Below are 26,090 nucleotides of genomic sequence, written 5' to 3'. Positions count from 1 at the left end.
CTTCGACTTTCTTGCCATTGCTGCCAAAACTGAGAGATTAGATGTGAGCGATCGTTCTCTGTCCGAGCATTATCCATTAAGTTTCGTCTTGTATTTGCAGTGCTGGAAGTCATAAAAAATGAAATTGGTTTTGTCCTTCTGATTGGAGTTTGGACAAAATGTTAATTTCGATCCTCTCTCCTTGCACTCTTCAGACGATTTCCAAACCCAATTTCTGACTTTTTCGAGTTAGAGCTGATTTGTAAACTTCGCTAAAAGTCTTATATAAGCTCGCTTTTAGCAATTATAAATTTACTTGAATATCACTCTTAAAACCCTCTTAAAACCTAAGAATAGCAAGTGATTCAGGGCCTTAATATTTCCAATATAAATCAGCTCTTACCACTAATTTTTTTAATCTCGACTCAACCAACTTCAATCATCAACCCACATTTCGTACTTCAAAGTGTATTGCCAATGAAGCATTCCTTTCAATTATCGGCGTGTGAGTAGCATTTGATACTGCCGACGAACTTCTCACGGGGTGACAAGCACCCCAAAACCTATGCCAACACTGGCTTAACCTGATCCAACCTGAAGAGAACAATTGAAGGGAATAACTATTATAATACTTAAAAGCAGATAATATAGTAGCAATCTTAATTTTACTTTATGGACTGCCTAGTAAACATTAATCTGACTGATGTATTTTATGAGATTGAATGACTGTCACAATTTTCAGGATTTCCGAAAATTAGCGAAACGCCGACTACCAGGACCAATTTTTAATTACATTGATGGAGCGGCCGATGATGAACAGACCTATCGGCGCAACACTGAAGCCTATGGAGACTGCGATCTTATTCCGAACGTGCTTGTCGGTGTGGAAAATGTGGATATGTCAGTTGAGGTGATGGGGCAAAAACTAGATATGCCTATCTACTGTGCCCCGACAGCATTGCAACGCCTTTTTCATCACGAAGGAGAGCGTGCGGTTGCGAGAGCTGCTGCAGAATATGGCACGATGTTTGGGGTGTCTTCACTGGCGACTGTCACCGTTGAAGAAATCGCAAAGATCGCAAACACGCCGAAGATGTTTCAGTTCTACTTCCATAAAGACCGCGGCTTGAATGATGCGTTGCTTGAACGCGCACGAGCAGCAAACTTTAATGTGTTGGCATTAACCGTCGATACCATTACTGGTGGTAATCGCGAACGCGATAAGCGTACAGGATTTACTTCGCCACCCAAATTAACGATTGACTCCTTAATAAGTTTTGCGACGCACCCAGCATGGGCTTGGAACTTTTTGACAAAAGAAAAGTTCGATATGCCGCATTTGTCTGGCTATGTCTCGCAGGGAACTAATTTAGCAGTCTCTGTTGGCGATTATTTTTCAACGATGCTAGATCAATCCATGAATTGGAATGATGCTGAAAAACTCTGCTCACAGTGGAATGGGCAGTTTGCACTGAAAGGGATAATGAGTGTGGAAGATGCCAAGCGTGCTGTTGATATTGGCTGTACGGGTATTATGGTTTCTAACCACGGCGGCCGTCAGCTCGATGGTTGCCGTAGCCCCTTTGATCAACTCGCAGAAATTTGTGATGCTGTTGGGGATAAAATTGATGTCATTTGCGAAGGTGGTATTCAGCGCGGTACCCATGTGCTTAAGGCGCTATCTGTTGGAGCTAAAGCCTGTTCGGGTGGGCGATTCTATCTTTTTGCATTGGCTGCTGCTGGGCAAGCAGGAGTTGAGCGTGTTTTAGGTAATATGCGCACTGAGATTGAGCGTGATATGAAATTGATGGGAGTGACCAAGCTCGATCAATTGAGTAGAGAGAATCTACGCTTTCATCACTCACGATGAAGCTGCGTAGGGTGGACAAGGTCTAATGAAAGAATTGAGAATTTTCCGACCTAGGCTTGCCCACCCTACAAATCTACCGAGAAAGAGCTGTATTCCCAACAATCGATCGGCAATGGGGTCGCGCTTAAATCCAGGTGACCTCTAATTTTTCTTGCTAATTGCTAGGCATCTGCATAGCTCTTTTAGCCGAAATTTCAACTGGATTGGCTTTCATGCATAGAGGTCTCTAATGAGTCAAACAAACGATGGATCGAATTGGCATCAAGATTTTATTGCCAGTAATTTGCTGGTCATTGGCTATAATGCTTGGGCAGGTCATCTCAGTCAGAAGCGCGGCGCGATTATTTGTAGCACAAATTCTCCGATTGGCGGAGAATCATTCAAAACCCATTTTTCGGACGTTCTCGCCTTGTGCCGTTCTTGAATGCCTGGTTAGCTGCTCCTGACACTGCAATTTTGCACCATCACTTTATGATTGCTCACATCTTGGAAGTTGTCGATAATTATTATCCAACAACAGAGGTTGTATTGTTGCTGGAGTATGAGCGATCAAGCAACGTTCTTTTACTTGAAAAACCTACCCATTACACCCCGTCAATGCTACGAGCAAGTACGTAATACTTGGGATGAATTCCAGCCAGGAGTTAGTGCTTGGCAAGATGAACAACTCCAACAATATGAAGGTGCTGTAGATTTGGATAGAGGTTTTTTACCGAGAAGCAATCATGATGGTTGGGGTTGAAGTCAATTTACAATTGTGTTGGGTTGGGAGCATCACCATACACTGTTTTCGGGTCAAAGGTTTTCTCCGTTTCGGTAAATATTAACTGAATTGGTTCCTGGGAATCAATAGCACTTTTTCCCGTAGGAATACAGCGATAAAAACAAGAACGATAACCCACGTGACAACTAGCTCCCGAACCAGCTACTTTAACCTGCATCCACAGACAATCTTGGTCGTCATCAATAGCTAACTGCTGTACTTTTTGCACCAGTCCACTAGATTGACCTTTATGCCATAGCTGCTGACGACTGCGACTGTAATAATGAGCTTCTCCCGTTTCAATGGTTTTAACTAACGCCTCTTCGTTCATATAGCCATGCATCAGCACTTCACCAGTGTTGACATCTGTGGTAACTACTGGAATCAAACCATTGGCATCAAATTTGGGCGCAAGTAACAAACCTTCCTCAACCTGTTCTACGGAAGTGCGGGCGGTAAATAGGGAATTCATATTAGCTAAATTTTGTAATGAATGATAATCATTATTACATACAAAGCAGTGTTTAATTGGCGTTGCTGAAATGTAATGATAAATGTTGTAGAATTCAGAACATGATATGTCCGAAATGCCACTCTACCCACACCAAGGAAATGGCCAAAGACGTGGCCAAAAGTTTTTCCAATGTGGAATATGTGGTCGTCAATTCGTTGAATCCCCTAAGAGTCAACCCTATTCACCACAGATGAAAGAACTTCGTCTTCTGCTGCACTATCTAAGATTTCAAACTCTTCCTACATAAGCATAGATCATTACTAATCAGCAACGCCATTTAATTTACCTAGAAACGTTGGCAGTCAGGCGATTGAGCAGTTGATTTAAATAGTCGGGCAGATGGGAATATTGATGGGGTTCATTCAAGTATTGGCAATCTGTATTAAACTCCCAGTCTGGTGAAATTTTTCCCGTGTTGCCATTGACAAAAACATTCCAATATTTACCTATTAAACCGACAATACTAATGTTAATCATCCACTCATTATTATCAAAACAGGTTGCACCTACAACCTCAAACAAGTGACGATGTTCTGGAGATACTTCCAGATTGGACAAAAGATAATCTAGGGCTGTTTGTTTGATATTAGTTAATTCTAACATACAGGTGGAATCTTCAAGTATTTACATAGCTAGTAAGGTTAACTTTCAGCCTATCACAGAGAAAGCGATCGCTCAAAATTGGTCTTGCTTCCTCGCGGCTATAAATTTCTAATACTGCTTCGGGTAGAGCTTCAAATCAAAAATTGATTCATGATTAGCTTTCCATTGATATTTCATAAAGGTATTTAAAAAGAGCAAAAATTATTACTTATTCCTTATTATTTGACTAACAATCCTCCCCAAGCAAGTAATAGAGAAAAAAAGATCGCAGCGGTCGCCTGTCTACTTAACAGCAATAAGGCAAATCGAAGAGACTGTTCTCGCGCAATAGTTAACAGAGTAACTAAACAAGGTAGCAATACTCCTGCTAGATACACCCCAGTCAACACCTGCAAGGGAGTTAACATAGCCAAGGTTTCTGGTTCGGCAAATAATAGCAGTCCATCTTTGCGAATAGAAGCTAAAATAATAGGTAATGAGGCTTCAGGGGGTAAATTAAACCATCCCATCAAAGGATTGATAATATTGGCTAAAGTTGGGATCGCTCCTAACCAATTCAATACAGAAGCAATAATCGTAATAATTAAAAGATGGGAGCAGCCAGCAATAAGAAAGCCCCGGACCAGCAATAACGAACTTTTTCGGCCAGGATTATTTGCAACTAGATTTGCTTTTGAGCCAGAATTAACTGCAACTGAGCCAGGATTATTAGCTATCATCTCCCCCGATTTTTTCCACTCTCCATTCCCAGGATGCAAGGCTGGTTGTCCTTCAATTGAATAGAGTTCTGCAAAATCGCTATCCTGATAAAATATACCCAATTCATCTCGAATAGTCATGTAGAGATTCCCTTTTGGAAAAGCTTGGTGTGCTATTTCTTTTGTTAAGGGTGGAACAGGTTTCATTGATTGAGGATGTAGAGCCATAATCTTTATACTACTTCCGTAATCTTTCAATATTTGTTAAACTTAGTTAATACTTCGCGAATATAAATCGCGAATCATCTTCTCCTTTTCTTAATGTTTCTCCTGTATGAATCAAAAACAAGCATCATCAGACCAAATTGAACGAATTGATCGTATCACATCCGCGATCGCTACTCTTGAGAGCCAAAAAAAACAAATTATTGCTCAAGGTGAAGTTGCTCCTCCAGGGACAGTAGTTTCTCGCTATCAAGTACGACAGCAGCAAAACATTTATTGGTACTACAAACTTCAAGCACAAGAGCCAATTTTTCCAAAAACTAAGGAGGCTAAGAGTTTTAGTAAATATAAGCATTTAGGAAAACCTGCTAGTCAAGCTCATATTACCGCAGTAATGCAGGTGGTCAGGCGTTCTCAAATTGATGAAATTCAACGTACTATTGATACTTTGTCACAAAATTTATTGGACGTTGGTTTTGACGAGCAACCAAAACAAAAATCAAATAATTAACTGGACATATTCGCAAATAATATTCGCGAATCTATCTCTTTTGTTAAGTTCATCAACAGTATCAGTTGCTACTCAAACCCCTTGAAAGAGAGTTTAGATGATAAGATCGCTCTTTAGGCTAATATTTAGATTTTTTAGTCTGATATTCTAGATTAGTAACGAAATAACTATATCCCCTAAGTAAAAATGTTAACTATTGGAACACAAAAAAGCGATCGAATTAGCACAATTACTAATACAACTTGGGCTGAATATATTAGTTTAGATTTACCCAGTAAACGAGTTTCATTTCGCAATGGAGTTATTACTATCGTGTCCCCAGGACGTAACCATGAATTGATTGGTGATTATATTAGAGCAATTATTTGGGCTTACTGCCGTCAAAACAACCTTGCACTGTTTCCTTACAATCAAACTACTCTTAAGGAAGAAGGAAAAGAAGGGAAAGAACCAGATGTAGCTTACTGTTTTGAAATAGACAAAGACAAGCCAGATTTGGCAGTAGAAATAAATCTAACATCAGGGAGTATGGACGATTTAACTAAATATCAATACTTAAAAATTCCTGAAGTTTGGCTATGGGAAAACAATAAAGTTAAATTCTTTGTTTATCGTGATTCAGGATATTTAGAATTAACAATAAGCAATTCTCTGCCTAACTTAAACAGCGATCGCGTGACAACAATTGTCAATAGTTGTTTTGGTAAAAGTGTTTTAGAAGTAGAAAATTATTTCCCTTAAAGCTTAATTAAAAAATAACAAAAATGAACCAAAACGAATCTATACTTCCCTTAAAAATCGCCGTCCTAACAGTTTCTGACACAAGAACCGAAGCTGACGATAAATCGGGTAAAATATTAGTGGATAATTTAACTACAACAGGTCATTTATTAGCTGAAAAAACTATTGTTCCCGATAACATTTACCAAATTCGTGCTGTAGTATCTAAATGGGTTGCAGATGAATCTGTCCAAGTAATTTTGACTACTGGTGGTACGGGAGTTACAGGACGAGATGGTACACCAGAAGCCATTAAACCACTCTTAGACAAAGAAATTGAAGGGTTTGGTGAGATATTTCGGATGATTTCCTATCAAGAAATTAAAACCTCTACCATTCAGTCTCGAACTTTGGCAGGCGTAGCTAACGGTACTTATATCTTTTGTTTACCTGGTTCTAGTGGTGCTTGCCAAACAGGATGGAATATTATCAAAGAGCAACTAGATTCTCGTAATCGTCCTTGTAATTTGGCTCAATTGATTCCCAGATTGACTGAAAATTAAGAAATGATCAGGCGATCGCTTTGTTACTTAGGGCTTGCTGAAAAAGTCTTATGGGTGAGGGTAGGAGTCAGGAGACAGGAGACAGGAGACAGGAGGAGTAAGAAATTTAGAGGAGGCAGGAGAAAGAATTATCCCTTGATTTTTCTGCCTTATGCAACCCTTTCATCCTAAATTTTTCAGCTTTAAGGAGCAAAAAGCTTGTACTTTTTCAAGACCATTATCGGCTAAAATCTTTATCTGTAAATGCTTTTAGATTTAATCAGCAAGCCCTACATAAAAAACTGTGAGCTAGAGAAAGCCATCCCGTTTTAACCGCTCGCAGTGGAGCGGGGCTTACAAGGGGGCGAATTCGATTTGCCCCACAGCCCCTTGCGAACGTGGGTTTTAACCCCGTGTATCTAAATTCTTGATAATAATTTAAAACAGATTTTGCATATTCTTGATGCCGGCTACAAATGCCGCACCGAGCAATTGACAACGCTCGTAAAAATCTTGTTCACTGGTGTGGATGTTAGAAGTTTCGTTGGATGTTACAAGTCCCCTATTATATTCAATTGTCACCGTATTTATGGTTTTTGATATTAGGTTGTTATCATTAATGTCAAGATAATAATTGGCTTTTTTTATCACTTCTTCTAACCTTTTCAGCATGGTATTGGTAGCACCATAAACATCAGGACGCGATTTTTCCCAATTATCAATATTAATGGGTAGTCTGTTAGAAGCCTCCCGTATCATGCTTATAAAAGGCTCGACAAAAGCTTCCATTTGAGATCGATTAACAGTACTGTATTTATCAGGCTCGTCAGGACATGAGACATCTAGGACAGACACCAATGGTCTAACTAACTCTTGATACGATTTCAAGTCATAGGTATTGCGCAGATAATCTAGTAGTGCTTTGGTATCTGTACCACCATTGTGCGGTGCAAACTTAGTTAAGTTCATACCATCTAGTTTTGGTGAAAATAACGCATCGAGTATTTCATGGGAAAATGCTGAATAACTATGTGGTTCTAAACAGATAATAGGATAATTCGGATTTGTCATATACGCAGCAGCACGACATGCTCCAGCTACAGCAATACTCAAATCATGATTCTTTTTTAACCCTAGTTTTGTTTTTTCAGTAGGCTGAGAAATATCTTTGTATAGAGGAGTCCCACGATAAGTGTGTGTATTGTAGACCTGATTAGTTCTACCTTCTTTTGCTGGGGCGCGATTGCCATTGCTGATAATTAAATTTGTCAATACTGCTGAACCAAAGACAAAATTTTGATTATTTTGCCAAATACTTCCAGATACCTCCAAAACCCCAACATCTGCTTGATTCCAAATTGTGTAAGGATTGCTAGAGCATAGGGATTCATCAGCAATTACGTCATCAGATAATAGTCCATCAACACAAGAAGGTGGTAAAGTTCCGGCGTGTGGTACATCAAGTATCATTTGTTTTTGAGTGCCTAAAGTACTAGGTCGGATAAAGCTGATGCTAGAGTCACTACGCCCCGTAATAAACAGTGTATCGACCAATGATACAACGTATACGGGCGTATCTTTATGCTCAAAATATGGTTGTGCCACCAACAGCATGGCATTGTACATTTCTTGTGACGTATTAGGATATTGTTTTTTTAACCAACTAGAGAATCTGACTTGATCTGAAAACTCTTCGAGTATATTTCGATCGCTTAAATCTTTTCGAGTAAAACGCTGTATAAAATCAATTGCTGTTGTGTGCATGACTTTGCATTTATTTTTCTAACATCAACTAAATAAAGATTACCATATCTGAATATTTTCAGAGTTCAAAGAAAAATTAAACCGAGCTTTGACAGAAATTTGGCTCAATTGATACCGAGATTGACTGAAACTTAGAAATGATGGGGCGATCGCTCTGTTATATCATGTCTGGTTGAATAGTTATAAATAACGAGGGAGGAGTCAGGAGACAGGAGACAGGAGACAGGAGGGAAGAGGAGAAAATTTTGGCAGATGAAGGAGGAGCAAGTTTTTTTATCACTAATTATCCGAACATGATATTACTACTAATTAGCCAGCAGAGAGCGATCGCTGGAAAAATTTTAAAATACAATAATTTTACTATCATAATTGATTTTCGTCAAAAGTTATCGCTGTCATAAAAAGTTCTCAAGTAATAATGACCACAAAGTTATTATAAAAAATTTACAATTGATATTAAATTTTAACATTTAATAAATAGTATCACTGTAAAATAACTTGCGGGAAAATCATGGCTCAAGCTTCAAAAACAAACAAACCGAGAAAAAATTCTGCTTACCAAAATTTAATGTCGATCCATTGGTGGATGTTTAATTGTTACATTATTATATTTGTAGTTGGTTCTTTTATGTCGCGTTTGCCAGAGAAGCATTTGGACGAAACTTACTTTATGATTTCCATAAATCTCTAGGAGTATTGGCAATGGCTTTATTAACTTGGCGAATTTTAACTCTATTACAAGTGTGGTGGAAGAAATATACTAAGCGATTGCCCAAGTATAGTTTTAAATGGATGCAAAAAGTAGCCCTGCATACTTCTCTTTATATCTTTATGTGGGCTGTTCCTATTAGTGGTTTCTTTTTTTCTAACTCCTTTAAAAGCAGTAATGTCCGCTTTTTTGGTGTAACCTTACCTGATTTATTTCCCCAGAATAGTGACTTAGTAGACTTAGGTCGAAATATACATTTTTGGTTAGCTTATACTTTTTTAGCATTTATTATCTTACACGCGATCGATCAATTCAAGGTAGTCAAAGGATTTTGGCGACGCATTAGTAAAAGAAAAACTAAACCTAGCTAAGACAGAAATTTCGCTCAATTGATAGCGAGATTGACTGAAACTTAGAAATAATAAAATGGTATTGTCTAATAGCCTGTAATTTGCTAGTGTACTTAAAGTCTGAATATATATTAACCCAATCAGCTAAATTAACAGACATCTAAGGTAAAGTTCAATGGAGGGATTAATGGTTACATTAGAAGATGCCAGAAGAGTAATTAGTGCCGCCGAAAAAAAAGCACTGGAAATTGGTCAACCAATGAATATAGCAGTAGTGGATGGGGGAGGAAATCTGGTAGCCCATGTACGAATGGATGGAGCTTGGATCGGAAGTATCGATATCTCCATTAAAAAAGCGTATACTTCGCGGGCGTTCGATCTGGCCACTAAAGATTTAGCCGAACAGAGTCAATCAGGAGGACAATTTTTTGGGATTCATGCCTCTAACAATGGTAAAATCATGATTTTTGCTGGGGGAATACCCCTTTACAGTGAGGGACAAGTAGTGGGGGCAATTGGAGTTAGTGGGGGATCGGGAGAGCAAGACCATGCCGTAGCCGAAGCTGGAGCAGCCCTATTTTAATTCTTGAAAACATCATTTGAGATGGATAAGGTAAGATCAGGCTTGGAGAAGTCTATTTATTTCTTCTCGCTTGATTCTACCTTCATAGTCACAAATGATTAAGCAGTCCCTAATCTTCGATTATCAAATCCGTGCTACCTTACGTCGGAAGCATCATAATCCTCCAATCTGGATAGAGAACCATTGGCATGATTTTCAAGTTACGTTACATCTTCGCGCTCAACGTAATCCATCTGATATGTATGGATTAGATATGGTCAAGATGGAACAGCGATTACAGGAATGGGGAGAGCGTTTACCTATAATTGTCAACGATTGTCCCCTATGTCCTGGAGGAACGACTGAAGAACTCTGTTGCTATTTTGCTTCTATTCCTTTAGAGAGTCATGTGACGTTAATTGGAGTTTCCGTCGCTGAAAATTCAGAACGACTCACTTATCTATCCATTAGCTAGAAATCAAAAGGTGAGTCGTAAATTTCTCTACGAAAAAAAAATATTGCTCAAAACAATGGCTACTCTTTGGCGTTTCTTTTTGTCCAAATACCAAAAAGACTAACTGTGATAATGCCAAATAAAACCGTTCTTAGAAACCTACGATTATCTATATAAATCTATGATTTTCTCTAAATAATCAGTTCTATTCTTGCTTCTGCCTGGCAACGTCGGCGTTATCCAGTCCACAAGCTGACACGGACTAACTGCCCGCCATAGCTAAATTTAATGCTGCATTCAAGTCTCGATCACAACTAAAATAGCAGTGTTCGCACTTAAACACTCTCTCAGATAAAGATAGAGACTCTTTTACAGTTCCACACCTACTGCAAGTCTTAGAACTAGGAAACCATCTGTCAACAATTATTAGTTGAGAACCGTATAACTCACACTTGTACTTTAACTGTCTACGAAATTCGTAAAACCCCATATCAGCAACAGCTTTAGCCAGCTTATGGTTAGCCATCATTCCTGAGACATTAAGGTCTTCTATTACTATCTGGCTGTGGTTTTTAGCCAAATAAGTAGTTAGTTTATGCAATGTATCTTTTCTGATGTTGGCTATCCTACTGTGTAGTCTAGCTACTTTTAGCTGTGCTTTTTTCCAGTTGTTCGAGAACTTAGTTTTATGCCTGTTTAAGTATTGCAGTCGTGATAGTTTAGATTCTAACTTTCGGTAAGACTTAGCACCAACAAAAACTTCACCAAATGATTTTACTCCTAAATCTACACCAACTACATCTATTGATTTTTCAGTAATTTGAGGTATAGTTTCTATCTTGAAACTAACAAACCATCTACCTGCTTTTTTGCTAATAGTCACAGATTTAGGAATGACATGACCGGGCAAGATTTCAAATGTTTTGACCCATCCAATTCGAGGCAATTTTATATGATTAAAACCTACCGATATTGAACCATCTAGAGTAAAACTATCATCTCTACCTTTTTTCTTAAATCTAGGTTGACCAGACACTTTGCTAAAGCAACGCTTCCAAGCAACAGATAAATACCTCAAAGCATATTGAGGCGCTGTTTTAGAAACCTCGTAGTACCAGCAGTTTTTCGGTTTAACCATTGCTACTAAAAGTTTATGCAGGTCGATTGCAGTAGGAAATTTAAGTTTACTATCAGGATTATTGGAATTGTGATTCAGGATGTTTCTAGTTAGCCATAATCCCCAATTCCAGGCGTGCCTTGCAACACCAGCGTGTTTAGCTAGTAAGGTTCTTTGCTGATTATTCGGATGTAGTTCAGTTTTAAATCCAAGTAGCATAAAACAGATAATCCCAGATTTTTATAGATAAAACCAGATTTTAGCCAACAGTTACAAGCCCCCCAATCGCTCAGAAGGTGTATCGGGATCGTTATCAGAGTCAGTAAAATTAACATTGCCGAATAAAGCATCAAAAGACCCATCTTGATTGGTGTCCACTCCAGTCAGTGCAGCAAATCCACTGTAGACAGAGCGATCGCCAGAAGTCACTGCTCCTAACGAACCGATAACCGTCGCCTCTCCTGTGTCAGGATTAAAGTTAATTAAGCTATCAGTATCAAGTCCACACCGTAAAGTTGATTTTCGACCGAACCAAGGCTAATAATAAAAGGTTATGCTGTTCCTAGTGCTGAACCTCGTGCTTCGTCGATCGCATCTCCGACCGCCGTTGCAGTTCCCTTGGGAGTTGCCATCCCCGTAGTCAAATCAAGGGCATGAATTTGCTGTGTGTTGAAGTTGCTATCAAAGGGGATGAGAAATCCACGCTGATCATCGAGAATGTCAAAACTGGTACTAAAGAGTCCATTTGCACTACCAATCGGCGTTAAATTAGCCGTCAATGGATCGATCTCTACCAATTGTCCTCCGGACGCAAAACCAAGCAACCGTTGATCCAGCGTTCCGGCAAGGGCTGAAGGAAGACCGGTTGTTTCAGGGGATACTGGCGTAGCTATCCCCGTACTAGAGTCAATGGCATAGATAAAGTTTTCTCGAAGATCATCATGAACATCGGGGACAGCAGGGATTAAACGCTGTCCTGAAGCATAAATTGTGGCAGCTTGAGCTTGACCAACTGATAAAAGTAATCCGAACGCCATGAGGACACACTCACTGGCTGTCCGTTTGCTAAAAATGTGATTCATCACTGTTTAACCTCTTCTAGTCAAACCTTTACATTTTCCTAGTCCCATCAGTGAAACCAATCCTAGTCCTAAAAGGCTTGTCGGTTCAGGGACTTGACTGGCAATCATCCGTTGTCCGAATTCATCCCCTGCTGCTGGGTCGTCTAACAATTGGGCGGTCGTTCGGGTGAAAAATGCCACATCTAAATGACGGCGAAAACCAATTTCTAAATCGGGAAAATCATTGCCAAAGTCGGTTAAATGAACGTGAGGAATAGCAAAACCATCTGACCCGATGGGTGCGGCTGACCAAAAATTTAACCCATCAGCCAACCTATTAGCTGGATCAATTAACACATACTCCCCAATATCAATACCATTGGGTTCGTCAAAAAAGCCATCCTGTAAGATCGTCCCCGTTGTTGTGTCGAAATTAAAATTAAAGTCGGGATAGGTCAAATGATTATCGATAAATTCTTGGATGAGATTGCCCTCTGGGTCAAAAAAGGCAATGTCAAAGGATTCAAGGTCATCCTTTCTAACAATGCCATTGTCATAATCTTTTGTCTCATCATAGCTAAATGAACCCTCAGCCCGATAACCAAGGATTTGCCCAGTCCATGACAGTTGGAAGGTTACAGCTTGGGCTGGACTGTCTGCCAAGAACACTAGACTTGTCACAACTCCAAAGACTGATACCGTAATACTTTGCCGAAAATCGAACACCTTGTTTTCTCCCAAACAAAAAAATGAGAATAATAATTATTCTCATTTTAGACCTAAAAATTATGATTGTTTGAACTATTTTTTTTAAAAAAATCTAAAGCTTGGTAGTGCATCCAGAGACAATCTTGGTCATCATAAATTGTTAACTGCGCTACTTTTTGCACAAGTCCACTGGATTGACCTTTATGCCATAGTTGCTGACGACTGCGACTGTAATAGTGAGGTTCTCCCGTTTCAATGGTTTTAACTAAAGCCTCTTCGTTCATATAAGCGTGCATCAGCACTTCACCCGTGTTGACATCGGTGGTAACGACTGGAATCAAACCATTGCAGTCGAATTTGGGAGCAAGGAACAAACCTTCTTCTACTTGTTCTACTGAAGTTCTGTCAGTAAATAGGGGATTCATAGTGGCTCAACTTTTCAATTTTGATCATCATTATCCTATAAAAGGAATTCCCTTTCGCTAATTAACAGTCCACCCCAAGCAAGTAATATCATGTCCGGTTGAACAGTGATAAATAAATAACTACGGAGTCCTCAGGAGTCAGGAGTCAACCCACCCCTCGCCCTAACCCCTCCCAGGAGGGGAAGTCAGGAGTCAGGAGGGAAGAAAGAAGAAGGAAGAAAAGGTGCAAACGGTTTCTCAAAACTAATCCCAATACATCTACCACAATGTGACGTTTTCTCCCTTTCACTTTTTTCAAGCCATCCACACCTCGTTCAGGACCTCTGCTTGGTGCGCGTTCCCTAGGCGAGGAAACCTCGCCGGGGTCGCATCCGCTTTTTGATGTCCCTCCACAGATTGACTGTCAATCAGTCCCCAAGTTTGGGAATGATTTCGCCCTTCTTTTGTCCTCACTTTTGCTATCAGTCTCTCATTAATTTCTTCCCACAGATGCGTTTTAACCCAGCGACGATAGTAGCCGTATACCGTTTACCAGCAGGGGAAATCATGGGGCTATCAACAGTATTAAAATAATTGAACAAAATATAACATAAATAAACATTTACTGTGATATACTAGATTTATGTCTAACTTATTAAACTGTTAAAAGAGATGCCCGATCAATTGAAATGCAATCAATCAAGACTAAATTAAAAGTCAATAATCAACAAAAAACCATACTCGCCAAACACGCGGGTGTAGTTTGCTGGCGCAAAGCTTCGCTAACGTCATGCTTATAACTGGGGACTAGCAACTTGTATTTATGAATACGAAGCTACCAAGAAACGATTGAGTGCTATCACTTTGCATAAGCGTTTGGTAGCTGAAGTAAAAAGTGAAAAACCCTGGTATTATGAAGTATCAAAGTGTGCCCCTCAAGAAGCATTAAGAGATTTAGACAGAGCATTTAAAAACTTTTTGACTATTCCTCAACGTGGATTTCCCAAGTTTAAGAAAAAAGGAAAAAAAGATAGTTTTTATCTAGAAGGAAGTATTAAAATTCTGAAAGGAAACTATATCAAATTACCCAGAATAGGAGTAGTAAAAACTTATGAAATCTTACCTTGTGTACCAGTTAAAAATGTGAGAATCTCAAAACGTGCGGGTAATTGGTATATAAGTTTTAAATATGATGAGAGACCAACTCCTACTGCTAAACAAGGAGATATTATTGGTGTAGATGTAGGTATAAACGCTCTAGCAACTTGTAGTGATGGAACAACCTACCCTAATGTCAAAGCTTACAAACAAGCTAAAAAACGATTAAGTCGTTATCAACGCCGTGTCAACGAAAAGGAGCTTGGCTCTAAAAACAGAGTCAAAGCTATCAAAAAACTAGCAATATTGCACAAGAAAGTAGCAGATATTAGAGCAGATGCACTACATAAACTGACAACATGGGCGAGCTTTGAACCACAGCACCATAGTGATAGAAGACTTGAATGTAAGTGGAATGCTCAAAAAGCGGTGCGACCCCGCGACGACGTCAGTCGCACCTGGTAGCGCACCAAGAGATCATAAACTAGCAAGTGCCATAGCAGACTGTGGGTTTTATGAGTTTAAGCGTCAGCTTATATACAAGTGTGAGTGGTATGGAAGCCAGCTAGTGATAGCTCCTAGATTTTATCCGAGTTCTCAATTATGTTCTCACTGTGGGCATCAACAGAAAATGCCTTTAAGTGTGAGAACTTACGAATGCGGACACTGTGGTTTCACTGCAGACAGAGATTTTAATGCCGCTATAAACCTAGAAAACTATGCACGTCAGTAGCTTGAGTTTCAAGCGATTTCAAACCTGCTCTCGAAGATAAGTTACAGACTGCGGTCAGTGGTCTTCTGTGTTTGCGCAGCATTGCGTCAGCAAAGCAGGAAGCTAACTCCAAAACCCTCTTGGGTAAGTTTGGGTAAGTTTAGTAGAACGGTAATGCTCTCCATTTTATCCCATTATCAACCCAATAGAAAATTGCATTCACAATTTCCCGCAAGTCTACTAAGCGAGGACTTCCTATCGAATTAGGGGGTGGCAAGAAATCGAAGATTTCTTGCCATTCTGAGTCAGTTATATCATGTCCGGTAGCATCGGAGCGTGTATAAAATTAAGGTGACAATAGGATAAAACCTTCTGCCTCCTGCCTCCAGCATAGCTGCCTTCCTTCCAGCAAAGTCTAATTATTCAACCGGACATGATATTAAATCAGTGGGATACGCCTTTCGGTTCGTACTTTTTTTGTGAGATTGGACTTGATTTTTGACTTGATCCTTGTTTTCTCTGTTCCTGCTGATTTGCTTGAAATTTTTTGACAAACACCTTCTCAGTTACTTTTTCACATTAATACAGTTTTGTGGCGTATCTTGGCCACTGACTATAAAATTTTGGCAAGTCATTATCAGCTGGTTGTTCTGTCCTAAAGTGTAACCAATGAGAGCTACAAAGAGAAAAATTCCGACGAGACCAATAATCAATCTACGTTTAAGAAGAAGAATCTGCGGATTGGTAAAACGGAAAAAGACATAGACTACATAGGGTAAAGAAATAGTAAGCGCCAGAATAGCTACTATATGAATCCAGAGATCATGTATTTGTCCAATTTCTGATGGGTCATCAATAATTTTAAGGATCAGCCAGATAGTTGGTAAGGAGAGTATGAAATACCCCCACGACTTTTGGCCAGGCAGAATGTTCTTTTGTACGACTATAGTTATAGCGCTGTGCGCAGGCAACAGGCAACAGGCAACAGGCAACAGGAGGAATAAAAGACCGATAGTATAAGACTTTTAGCTATTGGACACCTCTTGTAATTTGTAAATATGCCAGCGCACATTGCTATATTAAAAGAATACTCAAGGAAAATAGCCATATTGATAGAATATGTCCCAGGAAAATAACTCCGAAAGCACCAAAATTAAAACTAAGATCCCAAGCATAGTACACAAGTCCAAGGATCGGACCAACTAAAGTAGTTATTTTGCTTTTTGATATTTCTTGCTCTGTGTTCATATCGCTTACTTTGAGTCTGTTTTTGTAGAGTCGAAATGGCGTTGGAGAATGCGTAATGTTTAGGCAGGAACTGGCACAGTTTTAAATCTCATAATGTACGAGTAAACGAATCGAATACTTTAACATTGTCAAAGACTTAGAATAGCAGAGAGTTTTTCGATGAAGTCTAGCTAAATAATATCTTAGACGAGTATTTTCTCCTTCAACGCGGGTCATATAAGTTTTGCTAACTTGATGGTCTTCTGGTTCAATATATTTGGGGTACACGGGATAGCCATCAGTAACGTACCAAAAACTGTGCCAAAACTGGATGATTTGCCATAATTTTTCAAAGGTCTGACTCGAGCGATAATGCTCCGCATCGCTATCGCGAACGCCAATTTCCCAAAGAATAATTCGCGGTCGCGTCCATGCCTTTATTCCAATACTAATTCACCGCCATACCATTGACATTTGTATTCTAGCTCCACTTTTCAAGTTTCGCCACTCTTTGGAGTTATTCTTTATTTTTTTATTTTTTATTTAAACATCTTATATAGAATCCGGTTATACAGTAATTGCAAAATTACTTTCTCTTAATACAGATGTTCTACTGAATACAAATTTAAAAATTCATGCTATTTCAATCTTTTCTTTATCCTGACTCCTGACTCCTGACTCCTAGAGCGATACGATAACTAATTACCCGGATTCTATATTAAAGGTATCTGAAGGATATTGAACTTGTGCGATCGCACTGTCAATACTGGCAATCATTCCTAAAATTGCCAAGAACCCAGAATAGATGATTTGCTTCATGATTACTGTCTTCCTTGCCTTCACATAAAGCTCTAGTTTAGCCGATCGCTTACTCGCAGCAGGAAAAGAAAATTACGCGATCTGGGTACTCAATGCCCCTTTACCGGAAGGCTATATTGAACTTAGACTTTTACCCAATTATTAACACTCCACCCCAAGCAAGTAATAAAGAAAAAACTACCGCAGCGATCGCCTGTTTACTTAACAGCAATAAGGCAAATCGAAGAGACTGTTCTCGCGCAATAGTTAACAGAGTAACTAAACAAGGTAGCAATACTCCTGCTAGATACACCCCAGTCAACACCTGCAAGGGAGTTAACATAGCCAAGGTTTCTGGTTCGGCAAATAATAGCAGTCCATCTTTGCGAATAGAAGCTAAAATAATAGGTAATGAGGCTTCAGGGGGTAAATTAAACCATCCCATCAAAGGATTAATAATATTGGCTAAAGCTGCGATCGCTCCTAACCAATTCAACACAGAAGCAATAACAGTAATAACTAAAAAGATGGGAATTGCATTGAACAAAAATTGATCGATAGTTGACTTAGCTTCGCGCCAAATTACTAACCAACGAGGAAATTCTAAAAATGCTCTTCCTTCGATTACTAGGGAATTCTGATTCGATTTAGCTGTAGGGGAAGAAATAATGCGAGTATATATCAAGGTAGTTGCGGTTAGATACAGCAGGTAAGGAATTATCAAGTAAGCTAACTTAGCAGCACTAAATACCCCTAAAGTTGCGCCAAACTGATAAGAACAAGCCGAACCAAAAGCGATCGCCGAAATACAAGTTCCTCTAGAACAACTAGAACAGGCACGGGTGCTAATCACTGCAGGAACATTACAGCCCATACCCATAATTACTCGCACCAAATCCCTTCCCGATAACCCAAACGGACGGAGTAAAGGATTGAGAGCAATAGTAATTCGTTCTATTAACCCACTAGCTTTATATGCGCCCAAGAATAGGGCATAGAGAATTACTGTGGGCATCGCCCAAATAAACAGCAACGGACTCATAGTTATCAGTCCATACTGTCCTATCAGTATTTCTCTTAACCAGATTGGGAGTTGGGATAAAGATTTAATAATGGGAGCGACGGCATTTTGGACTATAGGATCTGCTAAAGTCGCAAAGGAGTTAGCACCCCAGACAGCAATAATCGCAGGAATAAGTAATAGGGCGATCGCCAATAACCAGCCTAGTCGAGGATGTTCTAACAGCGTTGGTTGGGGTTGAATATGCCAGCCAGCCCTTGCAGGAATCCATTGCGGGGGAAAAGGATGAGGTTCTTCCAGAGAAGCCAAAATATAGTCTTTTTGTTCTATTGTCAGGTGGCGGGCATCTACAGTGACAATGCTCAGGTTAGAAGTTTCCGTCCATTCCCGAACCACTTGTTGAGTATGAACCGTCGATAATACCTTATCCCAGAAAGTAATCGCCACAATGCCCCTTTTATCTGCTACTAAAGGTAGTAGATCTGCTAAATCTCGATCTACGTCGGTTGCCTTGACTATTAGTAGCACGGTGTCATTTTCTTGTAGCTGTCTTAAAGCTTTTTTAGTAGTTACGCTGTCGGAACGATAGAGGATTCCAGGAGTATCAATAAAGGTATAGGCTTCAGATTGATAACTGTCACAAGTCACTGTAGAACCGCGAAAATTTGCACTATAGGGAGTCTGTCCTGTAAGAGCGGCAATTAGTTGGGACTTACCCGTACTCTCTTTACCAATAACCACAATATAATCGCGCTCTAATTTTGAGGGCGTAAAAATATTCATCTTATTTTTCAACAAACACAATATAAAACGCTGATAAGGTAATTATACAGAAAATTTCCGTATAACATCCATAAGCAGGGTGTTATGCGGATGAAATCTTAAGAAAATCCTTATTGGGAGTGATTAGATGGAAAAAATCTGTAAATTGTATAATTGATGTTTATATATAAATTACTTATAGCAAAAAGTAGAAAATTTAAGTAAGAGAAAGACAATCAATGTCTAAAAAGAATCAATCAAAAAGATTAACGAGTCAACATAAAAAATCTCAAGGTGTAGTTGGTATATTTGGCGATGAAGCAAAATCACACGATATGTCTGTTGGAAAAATATCAAAACTTGTAATTTAACGACTTGAAAAAGAATTCTCTCAATTATCTTTTCAATACAAAGCGAGCATAAAAAAAGAAGAAATAAACAAAGCATTACAGAAAATTGATAAATAACTAGGGCAAACCCTTTTTGTATCAAACTCAAGTATTAAACCTGATGGAGGGATAATTGAAGTAAAAGATGATAACAACAACTGGAGAATAGTGTTAGTTTCGGAAGCTAAACATCAAGGGAAAGACATTGAAAATATCCAAAAAGGAAAATTAGTTGGAAAAGATAATAATCAAGACTTTATGGCTGCTGGTAATGCAATAGAAAGGTCTCATAAAAACATATCGGAAATCGCTAATTTTATGTTATCTGAATCTCATTTTCCTTACGTCCTTTTTTTGGAAGGTTCAAATTTTTTAACAGAGACTATTTCAATTAAAAGACCTGACGGAAGGGTTGTCAAACTTGAATACAATTCAGGTATGTTAAATAGGTTAGATAGATTGACCTCAGCAAATTATGGAATGCCAATTAACACCAATTTATGTAAAAATAAGTTTGTCAACCATGATGGATTCATGTTTTTTGCACAAATCATCCGGAATGGGTAATTGCCCCTTTGTGGTTACAGTAGTTACAGGCGCGAAAATCTAAACAATGAGGAATATGCCCAAATTTATGGACACTCACCAATGGCGATCGCGCACCTTCGCCTTCATCATTATTAGCGCTCTCTACATTCTGAGCTACGGCTACGTCCGCAGCCAGCACCTCCTCATCCACTATTCTACGGTTGCTGCTGGCAACACCGACAGTCATCGGATTAGGGGTGGCGACTTTGGCCTGGGCTTCAACCCCGCATATCTAGTCGCTGGAATCAGCTACTGGGCATTCACGCCACTTCGTCAGATCGAGATGGGCTTTTGGTATCTGCGTTACCCCATTGGACAGCCGTGGCCATACGAAGTTGAGACTAGTCAAAGGCCGACGATGAGCACCAGCAGTGTGGACTGCGATCGCCAACTACTAATAGTGAGCCGATCGATGACTGATGCCACTCCTGCTGAGATTATCAGCGCAATTGATCCTCCTTCTTTCGCACATAGATTCAAGTTTTTTGCACGAATCATCCGGAATGGGTAATTGCCCCTGTGTGGTTACAGTAGTTACAGGCGCGAAAATCTAAACAATGAGGAATATGCCCAAATTCATGGACACTAGTTACTTACGCCTTACTGTGGCCACAGGTGCTAAATTTTCAGCTTTGGTGCTGATGATGATTGCCACTGGTTGTAATGCGGGACAAAAAAACCCTGAAGTTGATGAGTCTAGCGCAATATCAACAACCAAGTTGGCAATGACTTACTCAACAGCGGCTGACTCAACAACGACGAACCAGAACGATCCCACCACTCTCAGTCAGATGACCGAGCCTCAAGGGGAGCCTGGTTATATTGGCTATCCCTTGATGGGTGAAACGGCGGCGGGGGCATCTGTTTACTATATCACCAGCGAATCCATCGCTTGTGCCGACGGTGACAGTGGGTGTGTTATCGTCAACTTCCTACAAGTCGATGCGGCAGATGCCAACCAGACAGCAGACGGTCAAGCCGTGGCCCAATGTGCCAGCAGGACGGTGACAGAAGTCATAATAGACGGCGACCTGGTAGCCTATGAAATTGCGTCGCCGGATGAAGCGATGACCAACCTGCTCAACACTGCTTGCCAGGCAAATCGTCCAGGAGAATTTAGGGCCGACATGACACCAACGGTACCTGAGGGGCTAGTAGAGGGAATGCCCTACGCAGAGGTGCGATCGCGCATACTCGATGCAGGTTGGCTGCCAAAGAATACTCCTATGGATCATTACACTACTCTTGAGCAAGCTATGTATGACCGAGGCTACATCGAAGTTCGTGGGTGTTCAGGTACGGGACTCTGCCGATTTGAATTCAACTCCAGTCGCCCTGACGTTCTGGCAGACCAGGAAGCCTTGATCGTTATCACCTCGTTTTCAGATTCAGATGTTTTCTTTGAGGAAGATCCTCTATTCGGGTCAGCCAATATTGGACTGAGTTATTGAGTGCGATCGCCGATCTTGTAGGGTGCGTTCCCAAAATTTATCGGTTGAGTAGTAAGAGTTGCATTAGGGAACGCACCATTCTTATCTGTTTAGGATTAGCGCGTAGCGGAAAGGTGGGAGCGTCAATGTTCAACAAACACAATCGTTATCGCAGCAAGAAAGGTCATCTAAGAACAAACCTGCTTGGCGATAGGCTTCCAATGCAGTTGTGTCGATCATAGGCACAAACAAATCCTTATAAAACCGTAATAGGGGGATGATCAGGAAATTTTCTGTATAATATCCATAAACACCGTGTTATGCGGATGAAATCTTAATAAAATCCGTATAAGACACAAAATCATACACATTTGTAGCATGGTGAAACCCAAGAACTCGATCCAGATAAGCTGTGAAATCACCCACTACCCCTCAATTCCGCAAAATGTTTGCTGATTTGCCTCAGCAGGTTCAACAACAAGCCCATGCAACAAAGCCGTTCAACAAACACAATCGTCATTACAGCAAGAAAGGTCATCTAAGAACAAACCTTGTCGGCGATAGACTTCCAACGGACTAGGATCGATTCCCAGACGTTGAGCGAGCGCATTTGCTACCACAGCAAATCGCTGCCGAAATTTATAAATGAAACAAAAAATTATATTGCCGTGACGCACTGAAGGGCCAACGACAAATAATCCTGGAGTTAGGGTGGACTCATCTTCTTCAGTCAGGGCTGCATAGCCATTTGACCAGTCAAATAGAGGTGCGATTTGTTTTAAACTGGTATTAAACCCCGTACAGAGAATTGGCTGTGTAGAACTAAACCACTCTTCGTACTCGCTCTCAACCACATATCCTTTTTTTTCTGCTTTGACTGCTTCAATCTGCTTGTCTCCAATAAGTTCTATTCTACCCATAGAATAAGCTACATCTAAACGTTTTATACTATAAGGAGATAGAGAAACACTAGGATCTGAGTCTAAGTTTAACCAGCTACTCTGGCGATCAATTAACTTTACTTTTTTCCCTAGTGCTGCCAAAACTGACGCTGCATCCACACCGCTTTCATAGCCGCCGATAACTACAAATTCGTCCCCCTCAAGGTCTCTCCAAGAACGTATTTTGGAATTATGAATACACAATTCTGCCCCTGGAAAAGGATTAAGATTGGGATATTGATACTCTCCTGCTGCCCAAACAACAAACTGCGACCGCAACTCGCCTTTAGAAGTTTCCAAGACAAAGCCTTGGTTTTGAGGTAAAGCTGTAAGAGTTTTCACATTTGTCTCAGTTTTTATAGGTAGTTGAAAATGGTCTGCTACAGTCTCCAAATATAGGGCATATTCTTTGCCTGAAAGATGTTCCTTTCTAAAACTGAGGGCAGGAGAAGTATTTAAAACTATTGAGTTGAGGTCTAGCAATCCAAAACCATGACTGGGAAACGACGGCGTAATGAATCCCATTTCTTCTGGCCAACGACTAAAAGAAGCCCCTACTTGATGTCGTTCTAAAATGACAAAGTTTTCAATCCCTAAATCTTTTAAGACTACTCCACAGCCAATTCCAGCAGCACCAGCCCCCACAATTACAACTTCAAAACGATCATTAGTTTTGTTCACAAGCAAACAATCTCCAATAGATACTTTATAATAATAATAATCATTCTATAAAAAAAAAGCTAGCTTTCTAACAAAAAATATTGGTGAGGCAGTGTTAACGAAGTCAGAAGTCAGAAGTCAGAAGTCAGAAGCGAGTGTGTAATTCTGAGGTCTCCATTTTCGGCGGAAACGCTTCGCTAACAGAATGTAAGACACACATCTGACAGTTGTTTTTGTAACGGGTATTTGAGCAAGGCTCCAAAAACATTTCGCCGATCCAGGTCTATCTTTATAGCAGTTTTCAGGTCAATGAACCACACTAAAAAAATGATAACCCTGTAGGGATGTTGCATGCAAAGTTCCTACAGTAGTCTATTCAAATGAAAACGGCTGTAAACCCAATTATTTTGCTAAACCATGATTGACAAAAAAATAAGGTCTCAAGCCTCCCCATTATTTTGATAATATCACGACTTACGCAAAAGATCGGTAATTGTATTTTTTGTAGGGGCAATTCATGTTTGCGCAGCATTCCGGAGGAAATTGCCCCTACAGATAGTGTCCGTGCGTAAGTCCTGATAACTATGGAATCAGAAAATCTAAATGCTCTCCAGACTTAGAGCGCAAATCTTCAGGAGTACCTTCCAACTTCAATTTACCGTTTTCCAAAAACACAATCCAATCCGCCCGACTAATCACTTTCGGGCGATGACTAATTAAAATCGTAGTTTTATTCCGCCGATGAGACAACAATCTGTCTAATACCTGCGCTTCACTGACCGGATCTAAATTAGCAGTAGATTCATCCAAAATCAAAATCGGTGGGTCACTAACAATTCCTCTAGCAATAGCCAATCTTTGCTGCTGACCACCAGAAACATTAGCACCAAACTCTCCCAATATGGTTTGATACTTATTAGGTAACCTGGTAATAAACTCGTCTGCTTTAGCAACCTGACAAGCTTTAACAATCTCTTCAAATGTTGCCTCTGGATAAGCAAGACGGAAATTAGCAACAATAGTTCGACTCCAAAAATGAGCATTTTGGGGAACTAATACTACTTGTTGTCGCCAACAACTGAGGTCAATATCCTCTAGATTATAAACACCTATGCGAATATTACCGTCATCCACCTGATACAATCCGGCAATCAGTTTAGCGAGAGTGCTTTTACCACAACCAGATTCACCTATCAGGGCAATAACTTTTCCACCAGGAAGCGTCAGAGAAAAATTTTTGAGTAAATCAACTCTACCTGGGTGGTGAAAATTGAGATTTGTACAAACAATATTTGTATTATCCGCAATTTGAGCAACGGGCAATTGATGCTCGTCATGACTTTCTGGTGTAGATTCCATAACTTCCACAAGTCGCTTGGTTGCTAGTTGAGCGCGAGTGAAAGGACTGATAAAGCTCAATAAAGTAATAATTAAAGTCAAGAAATTTGCGCTCAGGCCGTTGAATGCTAAGAGTTGCCCGATAGTTAATTTTTGAAGGATGACGAGAGTGCTGCCAAACCACAGTAAGAGTATCACCCCATTCCGAGAAAAGAAATATGTGAACGTATTGCTAACAATCGTTGTCTGAGTAGCGCGGTAGCTAACACGAGCTTGTTTGCCATAGCGACCTTGGAATTCCTCCCAGAAGTAGGGGGAAGAATTTGTGCTTTTCAGCACCAATGCTCCTTTGAATGTTTCTACTAAAACTCCTTGATTTTCTGCTGCTAAGACTAAGAAATTCCGAAGTTTTTGACGCATGGTGGGTAATAATCCTAGGACTGTTATCGCCATTATGGCAGCGATCGCAACTGGAACTACAGTCAGTTTCCAACTGTAGAATACCATGAATCCTAGGGAAATAACTCCCACAAAAAATTGGCTCGGTAAAGTAATTCCAACTAGAGAAATGAGTTGATTTATTTCTTGGATATCTCTCAATCGACTAGCAATTTCCCCGCTACGACGCACTTCGTAATATGATAGCGGAAGTTGGAGCATGACTCGGCAAAACTCCAAGATGATATCTAACTCCAAGCGTTGGGCAAAGTGAGCAATGAGCATTGATTGAATAAATCTGAGACTAACGCCAATGGTATTCATTACCAAGACAGCGATCGCTACTCCCGTCAGCATATCCCTATCCCCGCGAATCAGTACGTCATCTGTCAAGATTTGTATTAAAAATGGAGAAGCTAAAGAAAGCATACCGATAAATAGGTTTAACAGTAAAGCTTGAGCAATAGTAGCGCGATAGCTCCAGATACGCCCTAGTAAATGCCACAAACCTGTAACTTTATCCCTATCGTCTGGGTTTTGATAAAAATCTGGGCGCGGTTCTACTAAGAGCATTGCCCAATTCGTCCAGCTTGAAATCAGCTCATCTTTTGTTAAAAATCGAATTCCCACAGATGGGTCTGCAACAACGTATTTTTTACCTCGTCTTCCATACAAAACAACCCAGTGATTGCCCTTCCAATAAATAACTCCTGGTAAAGGGATACTATTTTTATCGACTAATTCCAAGGTGACTTGCACTCCCCTAGCGTTAAAACCAAGTACTTTTGCTCCTTGTTTGAGATTAAGTAATGTAGTTCCCAGTTGTCCGGTTCCAGTAGCTTCGCGAGTGCGAGCGAGGGTGAAAATTCGCCCGTAATATTTGGCAATGGTTGCTAGACAAGCAGCTCCGCAGTCTTCGACGTTATGCTGTAAAACTACTGGGTATTTCATATTTTATCTATAAGAAGGAAGAAGCAAGAAGGAAGAAGGAAGAAGAAATAAAGAAGGAAGAAGAAGGTTTGATAGCATAAAAACCCTAAGCTCACGGTAAATATTTTCTCACCTTTTACACAAACAATACCATGAGGACATGATATGATAACTAATTGGTATAACAATCAACAGATAATAAAC

General features: G+C 40.0%; 27 protein-coding genes and 3 pseudogenes. 14 read left to right on the top strand and 16 right to left on the bottom strand.

Annotated elements, in window-relative coordinates; translation table 11 throughout:
- The first annotated feature begins 682 nt into the window (after positions 1–682).
- Together F6K27_RS13265 and F6K27_RS13260 are read left to right on the top strand one after the other, a co-directional pair.
- Entirely contained in the window at positions 683–1,849 is a 1,167-nt protein-coding gene (locus F6K27_RS13265) for an alpha-hydroxy acid oxidase (RefSeq protein ID WP_287273668.1), read from the top strand.
- A 541-nt stretch (positions 1,850–2,390) separates the two neighbouring features.
- Complete coding sequence (locus tag F6K27_RS13260; RefSeq protein ID WP_287273670.1) at positions 2,391–2,591, top strand: hypothetical protein; 201 nt, start codon at positions 2,391–2,393, stop codon at positions 2,589–2,591.
- A gap of 7 nt (positions 2,592–2,598) precedes the next feature.
- Here the strand turns inward: F6K27_RS13260 and hisI are convergent, their stop codons facing one another.
- The gene (gene hisI, locus F6K27_RS13255) at positions 2,599–3,084 is read right to left on the bottom strand and encodes a phosphoribosyl-AMP cyclohydrolase (RefSeq protein ID WP_124147635.1); all 486 of its coding nucleotides are present in this window, start codon (positions 3,082–3,084) and stop codon (positions 2,599–2,601) included.
- Between the two features lie 106 nt (positions 3,085–3,190).
- Between hisI and F6K27_RS13250 the strand changes: the two genes are divergently transcribed.
- Positions 3,191–3,373, top strand: coding sequence for a hypothetical protein (locus F6K27_RS13250; RefSeq protein WP_124147636.1), 183 nt, complete (start codon positions 3,191–3,193; stop codon positions 3,371–3,373).
- A gap of 35 nt (positions 3,374–3,408) precedes the next feature.
- On the opposite strand, the gene F6K27_RS13245 is transcribed toward F6K27_RS13250, so the two are convergent.
- The 3 genes and pseudogenes from F6K27_RS13245 to F6K27_RS13240 all read right to left on the bottom strand — a co-directional run bounded on the left by F6K27_RS13245 (position 3,409) and on the right by F6K27_RS13240 (position 4,685).
- Positions 3,409–3,729 (bottom strand): hypothetical protein, encoded by a 321-nt coding sequence (locus F6K27_RS13245; RefSeq protein ID WP_287273672.1) that lies wholly within the window; start codon positions 3,727–3,729, stop codon positions 3,409–3,411.
- 13 nt (positions 3,730–3,742) lie between these two features.
- A pseudogene (locus F6K27_RS33650) lies at positions 3,743–3,853 on the bottom strand (hypothetical protein); the annotation flags it as partial.
- 94 nt (positions 3,854–3,947) lie between these two features.
- Entirely contained in the window at positions 3,948–4,685 is a 738-nt protein-coding gene (locus tag F6K27_RS13240) for a hypothetical protein (protein WP_287284309.1), read from the bottom strand.
- A 76-nt stretch (positions 4,686–4,761) separates the two neighbouring features.
- Here F6K27_RS13240 and F6K27_RS13235 point away from each other — a divergent pair, with 76 nt between their 5' ends.
- The 3 genes from F6K27_RS13235 (at position 4,762) to moaB (ending at position 6,446) form a co-directional block, all read left to right on the top strand.
- Positions 4,762–5,163 carry a transposase gene (locus tag F6K27_RS13235; RefSeq protein ID WP_287273736.1) on the top strand — a complete coding sequence of 134 codons (402 nt, stop codon included), beginning with the start codon at positions 4,762–4,764 and terminating at the stop codon, positions 5,161–5,163.
- Positions 5,164–5,349: 186 nt separating this feature from the next.
- Complete coding sequence (locus F6K27_RS13230) at positions 5,350–5,904, top strand: Uma2 family endonuclease (protein ID WP_287273735.1); 555 nt, start codon at positions 5,350–5,352, stop codon at positions 5,902–5,904.
- Positions 5,905–5,927: 23 nt separating this feature from the next.
- Entirely contained in the window at positions 5,928–6,446 is a 519-nt protein-coding gene (gene moaB / locus F6K27_RS13225) for a molybdenum cofactor biosynthesis protein B (protein WP_287273733.1), read from the top strand.
- Between the two features lie 417 nt (positions 6,447–6,863).
- Here the strand turns inward: moaB and F6K27_RS13220 are convergent, their stop codons facing one another.
- Complete coding sequence (locus tag F6K27_RS13220; RefSeq protein ID WP_287273731.1) at positions 6,864–8,189, bottom strand: hypothetical protein; 1,326 nt, start codon at positions 8,187–8,189, stop codon at positions 6,864–6,866.
- A 245-nt stretch (positions 8,190–8,434) separates the two neighbouring features.
- Between F6K27_RS13220 and F6K27_RS13215 the strand changes: the two genes are divergently transcribed.
- The 4 genes from F6K27_RS13215 to F6K27_RS13200 all read left to right on the top strand — a co-directional run bounded on the left by F6K27_RS13215 (position 8,435) and on the right by F6K27_RS13200 (position 10,285).
- Positions 8,435–8,590, top strand: coding sequence for a hypothetical protein (locus F6K27_RS13215; RefSeq protein WP_287273730.1), 156 nt, complete (start codon positions 8,435–8,437; stop codon positions 8,588–8,590).
- Between the two features lie 193 nt (positions 8,591–8,783).
- Positions 8,784–9,269, top strand: coding sequence for a cytochrome b (locus F6K27_RS13210; RefSeq protein WP_287273728.1), 486 nt, complete (start codon positions 8,784–8,786; stop codon positions 9,267–9,269).
- A 166-nt stretch (positions 9,270–9,435) separates the two neighbouring features.
- Positions 9,436–9,831 carry a heme-binding protein gene (locus F6K27_RS13205; protein WP_094673747.1) on the top strand — a complete coding sequence of 132 codons (396 nt, stop codon included), beginning with the start codon at positions 9,436–9,438 and terminating at the stop codon, positions 9,829–9,831.
- A 94-nt stretch (positions 9,832–9,925) separates the two neighbouring features.
- Complete coding sequence (locus F6K27_RS13200) at positions 9,926–10,285, top strand: hypothetical protein (protein WP_287273726.1); 360 nt, start codon at positions 9,926–9,928, stop codon at positions 10,283–10,285.
- 241 nt (positions 10,286–10,526) lie between these two features.
- On the opposite strand, the gene F6K27_RS13195 is transcribed toward F6K27_RS13200, so the two are convergent.
- From F6K27_RS13195 to F6K27_RS13175, 5 genes are all read right to left on the bottom strand, one after another.
- Positions 10,527–11,600, bottom strand: coding sequence for an RNA-guided endonuclease TnpB family protein (locus F6K27_RS13195; protein WP_287273724.1), 1,074 nt, complete (start codon positions 11,598–11,600; stop codon positions 10,527–10,529).
- A 51-nt stretch (positions 11,601–11,651) separates the two neighbouring features.
- The gene (locus tag F6K27_RS13190) at positions 11,652–11,810 is read right to left on the bottom strand and encodes a hypothetical protein (protein WP_205127562.1); all 159 of its coding nucleotides are present in this window, start codon (positions 11,808–11,810) and stop codon (positions 11,652–11,654) included.
- Positions 11,811–11,932: 122 nt separating this feature from the next.
- Complete coding sequence (locus tag F6K27_RS13185; RefSeq protein ID WP_287273721.1) at positions 11,933–12,466, bottom strand: hypothetical protein; 534 nt, start codon at positions 12,464–12,466, stop codon at positions 11,933–11,935.
- Positions 12,467–12,469: 3 nt separating this feature from the next.
- Positions 12,470–13,168 (bottom strand): PEP-CTERM sorting domain-containing protein, encoded by a 699-nt coding sequence (locus tag F6K27_RS13180; RefSeq protein ID WP_287273719.1) that lies wholly within the window; start codon positions 13,166–13,168, stop codon positions 12,470–12,472.
- Between the two features lie 53 nt (positions 13,169–13,221).
- Positions 13,222–13,575 carry a phosphoribosyl-AMP cyclohydrolase gene (locus F6K27_RS13175; RefSeq protein WP_287273717.1) on the bottom strand — a complete coding sequence of 118 codons (354 nt, stop codon included), beginning with the start codon at positions 13,573–13,575 and terminating at the stop codon, positions 13,222–13,224.
- A 798-nt stretch (positions 13,576–14,373) separates the two neighbouring features.
- Here F6K27_RS13175 and F6K27_RS13170 point away from each other — a divergent pair.
- Entirely contained in the window at positions 14,374–15,117 is a 744-nt protein-coding gene (locus F6K27_RS13170) for a transposase (protein WP_287273740.1), read from the top strand.
- A complete protein-coding gene (locus F6K27_RS13165) occupies positions 15,068–15,385 on the top strand; it encodes an RNA-guided endonuclease TnpB family protein (RefSeq protein ID WP_287273716.1) in 318 nt (105 codons plus the stop codon). The genes F6K27_RS13170 and F6K27_RS13165 overlap by 50 nt, the downstream gene beginning before the upstream one ends.
- Before the next feature lie 139 nt (positions 15,386–15,524).
- On the opposite strand, the gene F6K27_RS33645 is transcribed toward F6K27_RS13165, so the two are convergent.
- The 3 genes and pseudogenes from F6K27_RS33645 to F6K27_RS13155 all read right to left on the bottom strand — a co-directional run bounded on the left by F6K27_RS33645 (position 15,525) and on the right by F6K27_RS13155 (position 19,193).
- On the bottom strand, positions 15,525–15,677 hold the full coding sequence (locus tag F6K27_RS33645; RefSeq protein WP_353735982.1) for a transposase: 153 nt from the start codon (positions 15,675–15,677) through the stop codon (positions 15,525–15,527).
- Between the two features lie 994 nt (positions 15,678–16,671).
- Positions 16,672–16,960 (bottom strand): annotated as a pseudogene (locus tag F6K27_RS13160) (IS1 family transposase); the annotation flags it as partial.
- Positions 16,961–17,540: 580 nt separating this feature from the next.
- Positions 17,541–19,193, bottom strand: coding sequence for a nucleoside recognition domain-containing protein (locus F6K27_RS13155; protein WP_287284306.1), 1,653 nt, complete (start codon positions 19,191–19,193; stop codon positions 17,541–17,543).
- 218 nt (positions 19,194–19,411) lie between these two features.
- On the opposite strand from F6K27_RS13155, the pseudogene F6K27_RS13150 reads away from it, so the two are divergent.
- Positions 19,412–20,128 (top strand): annotated as a pseudogene (locus F6K27_RS13150) (EcoRI family type II restriction endonuclease).
- Here F6K27_RS13150 and F6K27_RS13145 read toward each other — a convergent pair.
- The gene (locus F6K27_RS13145) at positions 20,112–20,336 is read right to left on the bottom strand and encodes a hypothetical protein (RefSeq protein WP_287273676.1); all 225 of its coding nucleotides are present in this window, start codon (positions 20,334–20,336) and stop codon (positions 20,112–20,114) included. The pseudogene F6K27_RS13150 and the gene F6K27_RS13145 overlap by 17 nt on opposite strands.
- 418 nt (positions 20,337–20,754) lie before the next feature.
- Here F6K27_RS13145 and F6K27_RS13140 point away from each other — a divergent pair, with 418 nt between their 5' ends.
- Positions 20,755–21,600 carry a hypothetical protein gene (locus tag F6K27_RS13140; protein ID WP_287273677.1) on the top strand — a complete coding sequence of 282 codons (846 nt, stop codon included), beginning with the start codon at positions 20,755–20,757 and terminating at the stop codon, positions 21,598–21,600.
- A 479-nt stretch (positions 21,601–22,079) separates the two neighbouring features.
- Here the strand turns inward: F6K27_RS13140 and F6K27_RS13135 are convergent, their stop codons facing one another.
- Positions 22,080–23,201: an NAD(P)/FAD-dependent oxidoreductase gene (locus tag F6K27_RS13135; protein ID WP_287273678.1), complete on the bottom strand. Its 1,122-nt coding sequence runs from the start codon at positions 23,199–23,201 to the stop codon at positions 22,080–22,082.
- A 561-nt stretch (positions 23,202–23,762) separates the two neighbouring features.
- Positions 23,763–25,907: a peptidase domain-containing ABC transporter gene (locus F6K27_RS13130; RefSeq protein ID WP_287273679.1), complete on the bottom strand. Its 2,145-nt coding sequence runs from the start codon at positions 25,905–25,907 to the stop codon at positions 23,763–23,765.
- Positions 25,908–26,090: the final 183 nt, after the last annotated feature.

It is taken from the genome of Okeania sp. SIO2F5 (genome assembly GCF_010692685.1).
In the GTDB taxonomy this organism is placed as follows: domain Bacteria; phylum Cyanobacteriota; class Cyanobacteriia; order Cyanobacteriales; family Microcoleaceae; genus Okeania; species Okeania hirsuta.
This window is presented reverse-complemented; position numbering and strand designations above follow the sequence as displayed.